7 protein-coding genes and 2 pseudogenes are annotated in these 7,156 nt (G+C 64.9%); 2 read left to right on the top strand and 7 right to left on the bottom strand.

What is annotated here, in order from left to right:
- Positions 1 to 187, top strand: a 187-nt coding sequence (locus AC1DZA_RS19925; RefSeq protein ID WP_476774066.1) for an ATP-binding protein, incomplete at its 5' end; no start/stop codon positions are given.
- 654 nt (positions 188 to 841) lie between these two features.
- Positions 842 to 1,645, top strand: coding sequence for a hypothetical protein (locus AC1DZA_RS19920; RefSeq protein WP_476774067.1), 804 nt, complete (start codon positions 842 to 844; stop codon positions 1,643 to 1,645).
- Positions 1,646 to 1,697: 52 nt separating this feature from the next.
- On the opposite strand, the pseudogene AC1DZA_RS19915 reads toward AC1DZA_RS19920, so the two are convergent.
- The 7 genes and pseudogenes from AC1DZA_RS19915 to AC1DZA_RS19885 form a co-directional block, all read right to left on the bottom strand.
- Positions 1,698 to 1,838: pseudogene (locus tag AC1DZA_RS19915) on the bottom strand (invasin domain 3-containing protein); the annotation flags it as partial.
- Between the two features lie 460 nt (positions 1,839 to 2,298).
- Positions 2,299 to 2,808: a DUF6993 domain-containing protein gene (locus AC1DZA_RS19910; RefSeq protein WP_476774065.1), complete on the bottom strand. Its 510-nt coding sequence runs from the start codon at positions 2,806 to 2,808 to the stop codon at positions 2,299 to 2,301.
- A gap of 295 nt (positions 2,809 to 3,103) precedes the next feature.
- Positions 3,104 to 3,251 (bottom strand): annotated as a pseudogene (locus AC1DZA_RS19905) (ATP-binding protein); the annotation flags it as partial.
- Between the two features lie 259 nt (positions 3,252 to 3,510).
- Entirely contained in the window at positions 3,511 to 4,563 is a 1,053-nt protein-coding gene (locus tag AC1DZA_RS19900; protein WP_476774064.1) for an alpha/beta hydrolase, read from the bottom strand.
- A 488-nt stretch (positions 4,564 to 5,051) separates the two neighbouring features.
- Positions 5,052 to 5,504 carry a hypothetical protein gene (locus tag AC1DZA_RS19895; RefSeq protein ID WP_476774063.1) on the bottom strand — a complete coding sequence of 151 codons (453 nt, stop codon included), beginning with the start codon at positions 5,502 to 5,504 and terminating at the stop codon, positions 5,052 to 5,054.
- A gap of 192 nt (positions 5,505 to 5,696) precedes the next feature.
- The gene (locus tag AC1DZA_RS19890; RefSeq protein WP_476774062.1) at positions 5,697 to 6,275 is read right to left on the bottom strand and encodes a recombinase family protein; all 579 of its coding nucleotides are present in this window, start codon (positions 6,273 to 6,275) and stop codon (positions 5,697 to 5,699) included.
- A 124-nt stretch (positions 6,276 to 6,399) separates the two neighbouring features.
- Positions 6,400 to 7,026, bottom strand: a complete 627-nt coding sequence (locus AC1DZA_RS19885) for a hypothetical protein (protein ID WP_476774061.1) — start codon at positions 7,024 to 7,026, stop codon at positions 6,400 to 6,402.
- Positions 7,027 to 7,156: the final 130 nt, after the last annotated feature.

Raw genomic sequence — 7,156 nt, 5'->3', positions numbered from 1 at the left:
CTCGATCATGGTCACCTCGAACCTGCCGTTTGGGAGATGGGGTGAGACCTTCAGCGACGACGTCGTGGCCGCAGCGATGATTGACCGGCTCGTCCACCACGCCGAGGTCCTCACCCTGTCAGGCGATTCCTACCGCACCCGGCAACGCCGCGACCTCATCAACAAGAACCGCGCCGACCGCGACTAACAACCCAGAGGGGGTCAACTTTCGCTCGGCGCCAGGGGGTCAGACTTCACTCGGCATTGACACACGGAGGTGGCGCACCGCAGTGGCGGTGCGCACCCGCATCCGGGGACGGGACACGCCCACCGGCGAATCCCCGATGTGTACCCGAGCGCTGACCCAAGGTACGACCCTGCCGGTGGGCGTGGAGCACCAACGGCAGAGCCCCCAGTTGCTCGGCTGTGACGCTACACCCCCCACGACGGGCCCGGTGGGATACGCCCCGAACTGGGGGGCCGCGCCCGCCCCATGAGAGCTCGATTTCTCGAGGGAGGGCGGGCGCGGAGGCGACCCGTTGCGCGGGATCGCCTCCGCTCAGGTTAGGCCGCGTCCAGCATGCTGTCACCCGCGGTGTCGGGTTCGGGGTATCCGGCCGCGATCCCGTTCCGCCGGGGACAGGTGATGCCCCCACGCCTCCAACTGGAGCAGGTGGGTCGTGTCGCGGCCGTTCGGGTACCGCCACGACTCGCTGCTGGTCGCCGCTTCCCGCGCGGAGAGCACCATCCCGAGGGTGATGTGCCCCGCCTTCATCGGCGTGGATCCAAACTGGCGCGCACACAAAGCTGGAAAGTTAACAGCTTGAACATCAGTTGTTTACATGTCAGAGCCTGCCGCGGCGTGGCGGTTTCCACGATGACATCGCAAACTTGCAGTCCAAAACCACTCGCTGCTGGGCTTCGGCAACGCTCTGTTCATGAGCGGAGCGCTAATGTTCGCGGCGACCTGGTTCCTCTCCTTCAACGCGGCGCCTCCAACGGCACCGTCACCGAGCACATGGGCGGGCAAATCCCGGGAGTCACCGCAGGCTTCGTGGAGGTAGAGGTCGATACGCGACTACCGCTTAACGTGCAATTCCTCACGCTTGGCCATCTCTCCGCCAACCAGGTCGAGACGTTTATGTTTCAGATCCGCGCGCCCGCGGACATGCCCCTTCTTGCCTGCACCGAAGCGGACGCTCCGGAGAGTTTGGAATTCACAATTACCTTCAGTGGAAGCGCCAACGGCCGTGAATACTCCGTCTATCACAACACCGACATCGCTGGTGCAGCGATCCAGCTCGTGACCGCTCGAACGACCGCTACGTCACTAGACAGTCGCAGCCGTTCCGCCGACCGCGATCCCGAGTGGATGCTCAAGCGTTCCGAATCAGCGAACGACACGATTCTCAACCTCCACACACCATGGCCGTGCTTCAATATCTCTCGTCCGGCGGATGCTGGAAACACGATCGATTGGTTGTCCGTCAGTGTGGTCCCCTCGATGCCGACGGCCATCTCGAATGGTGCATATTGGGCAGCACGACTGCCGCTCGTGCGGACAATCTCTTCGAATACGGTGAAGTTGAAAGAGCCCTATCCGTGGGATGAGGGTGAGGGGTCCCGCGACGGTCACATAATGCCTGTGGTTGAAGCGCCGCGGTGAAGACCACAGTCGTGGTATCCGTGGCCGGGGTGCCGTTCAGCGTGAATCCGACCGTCGCAGTGCCCGCCGTGATAGCCGACGTGAGTGCGGCCGTGTTGGTCCCGTCACCGTTGTCCGCGACCACATCCAGGGTGCCCAGGTCAGTGGTCATTGTGACCGTGTCACCGCCAACCCCGACCCGGTTACCGTTCACATCCAGCACCGCCACAGTCACCGTCGTCGTGCTGGTGCCGTCCGCGGTGGCGTACTCGACGTCGTCGATCGTCCGGCCTGACCCGCGGCTCCGGACCTGCAGCCTCTGCACCCGTGGTGGGGGCACTACGCTTTGGTGACCCGACCTGCCGGTTGAAAGGGGCGGTGTTTGTGGCACCGCCCCCGAGATCGGGCCTGTTCCCGTGCCCGATCCGTCGCGGCGTGGGCTGAACCCCAGGACCAGGCCCCGGGTGAGCCCCTCCGGATTCGGGTGAGCCAGAGGGGCTCATGCGCTTCCGCAACGGTTCCCCGCTCATGTCAAAACGGGGAGACGCTGCGCCGACTGGATGGAAGCCGACCATGCAGACGCCAGCCCGCACTGATATTCCAGACGATGACGCGAGCTTAGTTGAAGTTGCCGGCGGAGCTTGCATGGACGTCGCGATCCGGCGTGGCGTTGTTCAGCCGATCAGACAGGTGCCGTCGCTCAGTAGCGGCGTGACCCTGCTGGTGTACGACGCGGACGTGCCAGGGGTGGTGGGTTTGGAGTACTGACCGATCAGGCACTCGCCACTCACCTGCACCGCCCAGAACACCGCGTCGGCCGCCGACCCCGTCGACGTCGATGGCGAGCTCGCCTCGATCGTGGTCGGATCAAACCCAGCTCCCGTCAACGCCTGTGCGACGGTATCCGGGGCAGGCAGGTCCCCAGCGGTGAGCGTCCCGGACTGCTGGTCGAACCAAGCTTGGTTCGCCGCCGCCGACCCGACAGGATCGTACGCCGCCGCCTTGGCCGGATCCGTCGCGACACCCCCCGCTGGCGCCGACGCCGATGACGGCGTGCTCGGTGCGACGACCGGCGACGACCCGGTGCAGCCCGCCAACGTCACCACCACCGCGGCAGCACCAACCACAGCCACGCTCGTGCTAGTCCCGGGTCGCCGGCCAAGTGGTGGGGCAGCAGCGGTCATGCCCGGATGCTACCCCGGGCGAGGGTCGGGTGGGCGTGCTGTGGCGTGTGTCGGTCAGGCATCGTCGTCCGGCGCGGCGCGGCGCGGCGCGGCGATGACGGTGTCGGCGGCGTCGCGGGCGGGCTCGAGGTGCACGTCGGGGTGTCGCGAGGGCCTGTCTACGACTTAGTTTGATACCGGTTTCGCGCTTGGGTTCGAGTATTCGTCGCAACACTTCGGGTAGAAGGGCTGGATGGATATGGGACGACCGGGACCGAAGCGCAGGCTCGCGCTGGAGGATGAGTACTTCAAACTGCTTGCGGCGTTGGCGGGTGCGGTAGGAGTCGCCGGTCAGGGTGAGGACTTCGGCATGGTGGACGAGGCGGTCGATCATCGCTGCGGCTACGACGTCGTCGCTGAAGGTTTCCTTCCCCCCAACATCCAAAGGGCAGGTTCGAGGTGACCTTCTCCTGCTCTTCGGAGATTGGGCCGTCTGAACGCCAACCCGCGAAGCAAAGCCGTTCGCCGTTCGCCGCTCTCAGCACTGGCAGAGTGTCCACGACGAAGCTTGGACCCCCAAGTAAGCGCAGTGAGGCTCTGACCTTTTGGGCATGACGTCACCGACCAGCAGGTTCAGACGGCCCTGGATGGCACCGCGATGTCGGTAGGTCGCGCTTGAGAGTTCTGAGCCCGCTGGGTGCGCCGTTCGGTGCCGAGTCGACCTCACCTCAGCCAGTTTCGGACGATGAGGCGGGCCACGTGTCGGAGTTCTGTCACGCAGCTCTCGCAGCGAGTGGCGGTGAGGCTGGCGGCAGGGCCGACGGTTGCGAGAGCGAGGTTGTGGAGCGATTCGGAGTTGGCATCGAGGTAGCCGTAATTGCCGAGGTGATTTTGTAGCGGTTCGGTGATGTCCGCGGCCGTTGTGTAGCGGCTCCAAGCGCCAGAGCGGAGGTCGTCATTCCAGGGTGAGTGGAGAATTGGTTCGTGCCCGGTGACAGGGTAAAGTCCGTTGCTGGAGTCTCCGTCTGTGTCGAGGTGGAGCGCGCCGAAACGTTCTGAGCGAGGGTCTGTTCGGGCGAGGCGCCCCCAACGGGCATACTTATCCGCTGGTGCTTCGCCGGCGTAGACTCGGCCGGCGTAAAGGTGCTTGGCATTAGCGATGCGGGGCTCGACCCCCGCGGATCCGAGCATCACGACTGTGTGTATGTCAAGCATCTCGGACGCTAGCGCGTTGGCTGTCAGTGTGGCTCCGTAGGAGTGAGCGGCGATGTTGATCGCTGGCACGTTGCCCGGGCGGGTTGCCTTGATCGCCTTGATTTCGCTGATGAGTGCGGGAGCGCCGCGCTTTGCATGTTCCCCCATGGCGGCGTCGACTCCGGGAGGGGGTGCGTGATAGCCGATCCAGGCGAATACTGAGTGGGTGCGGTCCTCATCAACAGCGGTCTGTTCGAGTTGGATGTTCTCCGCGGCGCGTGTCCACATCTGCATGTCGTTGGTGTAGGTACCCATTCCGGGTACTGCGATGGTGATGGTGTCGGCGGTGTCGGGGTCACCGACTGCGATCACTGCGAGTGGTGGCCGGTCGCGGTCCAGTACCAGGCTGGTGAGAAGTCTGTTTGGATTGTGGGAGGAGCGCGCGGCAGAGTCGATGGCCTGCAGGTGCCTCACGCTTGCCGTTCCTGTCGGATTGCCTGACCGTTCAGTATTGCGCTTGGCGCTGCGAAGCGCCTGATCCAGTGTCAACCGATTGGCTTGGTCGCGGATCTGGTAGAGCACTCCTGCAGCGTTGCCGAGTAGTTCGGGGGCGCCGGCAAGCGCCGCTGACTGCTGGCGCGGGTCGAGCAGGCCCCACAGTGTGACGAATGACTCCCTGTTGCGCGGGGCTGCGCTCCCCGGCTCTGGGAGCTGTCGTGCAACGTAACTCGTCGCGTCGAGTTCCGAAATCGGTTGCGGGGTGCCTGGCGTCGCTACTTGCTTTGGTTGGTTGGCAGCCCCGATAGCCGCGAACGTGACGATGGCAACACAGACGGAAGCTAAAACTGGGTGTGCTCGCTTGCGACGAGCCGCGGGTGCCGTACTCTGGTCGGGATCTGCGGGTCGGGGGGTCAGCGGGATCACAGCTGGCCTGGTTCCGGTCTTTCGGTTGTGGCGGTCAGGCGTTGGTGGAGGGTGAGGGTGTCGCCGAGGTCGATGATGGTGTGGGTGGGGCTGGGCTTGATGTCGAACATTGTGTTCCTGTCGGATGGTTCGGGATGATCCGGTGCCTAGTTGTCGGTCTTGAAGTCGATTTTGATCGCGGGTCGTTCGCAGGTTGCGGTTCCGCCGGGGGTGGCTGTCTTCTCGGTGATGACGGTCTCGGTGGTGTTGTTGATCTCGATGATCCGGCAGGTCGCGTCAGCGGCGGCGGGGGCGATCACGGTGAGCTTCGGGACGTAGTCGGTATTCGTGTTCGGGTTCGGGTTCGGGGTGTGGGTCCAGGTGGTGTCGGTGAGGGTGACGGTGTCTGTGCCGGTTTTCGTGGCGGGGTCGGTGTAGGAGGCTTCGGTCCCGTGCGCGGTCGAGCTCACTTCGTACCGGTAAGTGGAGGTCGTCGTCGTGAAGCTGCAGCCGGTGAGGGCGAGGCTGAGGGCCAGAGCGCTTCCGGCGGCGATCGCGATGGAACGGTTCGTTGGGGTCATGACATCCACGATGCCCGCCGCCCGGCGGTGGGGCGTCACCCCGAGGACTCTTCGCGGGTGGTACTCGGGGTTGAACGTGAACGGCACCCAGGTTGGAGCGTTCTGGCCTGTTGCGGATGGTGTCTCGATCGGGATGTCGCTGTGGAGACGGTGTTTACCAGGCCCGGTGCTCCTGAAGCTGTCCCAGTCCGACGTGTAGCTGTTGGTGGCTGTTGAGGCTCTTTCCGTTGCTCAGGTGGCGGATCGGGTGAGGTGTCGGTAGATGGTGGGGCGGGTGACGCCGAACTCTTCGGCGATGTGTTGGACGGTGTGGACGCGTTTGCCGTCTGGGCCGGTTTCTTCGTACATCTCGCGCGCTAGCGCGATTTGGCGGGGGCCGAGTTTGGGTTTCTGTCCGCCGGTGCGGCCGCGGGCGCGGGCGGCGGCGAGGCCGTCGGGGGTGCGTTCGGACATGAGGGCGTGTTCGAATTCGGCGATGGAGCCGAGGATTTGGAAGAACATGCGTCCGATCGCGGTGGACGTGTCGATGCCCTGGTCCAGGACGACGAGGTCGATCTGTCGGGCTTGCAGGGTGGCTGAGAGTTCGAGCAGGTTCTCCAGGGAGCGGCCGAGGCGGTCGAGTTTGGTGACCACGAGTTGGTCGCCGGCCCGGTTTGTGGACAGCAGCGCTTTCTCGAGCGCTGGGCGCTTGGCGAGCTTCCCGGAGGCGGTGTCGATGAAGATCGGTTCGCAGCCGGCCGCGGTGAGGGCGTCGTGTTGGGCTTCGGGGTGTTGATCGCGGGTCGAGACCCGTCCGTATCCGACGCGCATGCAAGAAACGTATCGCATGGTGGGGGGTTCGTTACGTAGTCGCGTACACGACAGGCTTTACACGCCTGCCCCTGAATTCGTGGGGGTCCTGCAACGGTGTTTCGGGTGTAACGCGAACGATCGTTTACGGACGTGCGGTGTGGCGGAGGTTGTCGATGATGTAGTAGTGGCCGGGTTGGTCGGGGTGGGGGTGTCGTTCGGTGCTGCAGACTCGGAGGCCGCGTTCTCGGAGTTCGGTAAGGCGGGTGGCGCGTAGTCGGAGTCGTTCGGTGCGGGCGGCGGCTTGCCCGTCGCCGAACGGGATGGCCTTGGTGGTGAGTCTGGCGCGGCGGGGCGTGCCGTGCTGGGTGGTCTGCGTGGTTGGCGGGCGTCTGGTTCGGCGGGTGGTGGTGGGGTGGGTAGGGTCCGGCGTGTGGGTGAGGATGAGCCTCCAGCGTCCGCCGTCGGGGGTGTCGCCTTGGCCGGTGATGTGGACTTGCCCGTTGGGGAGTGTCGTCTGGGATGTTCTGGTGATCCCGAGGTCGGTGGCGACGTGTTTCAGGTCGATGGTTGGGTCGCTGGTGTGTCCGATCGCGATCGTGGTGATCCGGCGGGCTCGGGGGTTTTCCCTGATGGTCCAGGACAGGCGCGGGTCGAACTGGTCTTGCCCGGTCATGGACTGGGCAAGACCCAACCACACGTCGTTGCCGGACGAGGGGGTGTCGGGGGCAGGACGTGCTGTCGCTGGCAGGTTGGAATGCGCGAGGGACACGAGGATTCTCCGTTTGGGGTAGGGGTCAGGTGTTGTGCGACACAACGAGGTCGAAGACCCAGACCACCCCGTACCGGTCACGGACCAGACCGTGCAGGGGAGACCATCCAACCTGGCCGAGGTCTTGGAT

Source organism: Agromyces sp. P2_B3, from assembly GCF_056404815.1.
This window is presented reverse-complemented; position numbering and strand designations above follow the sequence as displayed.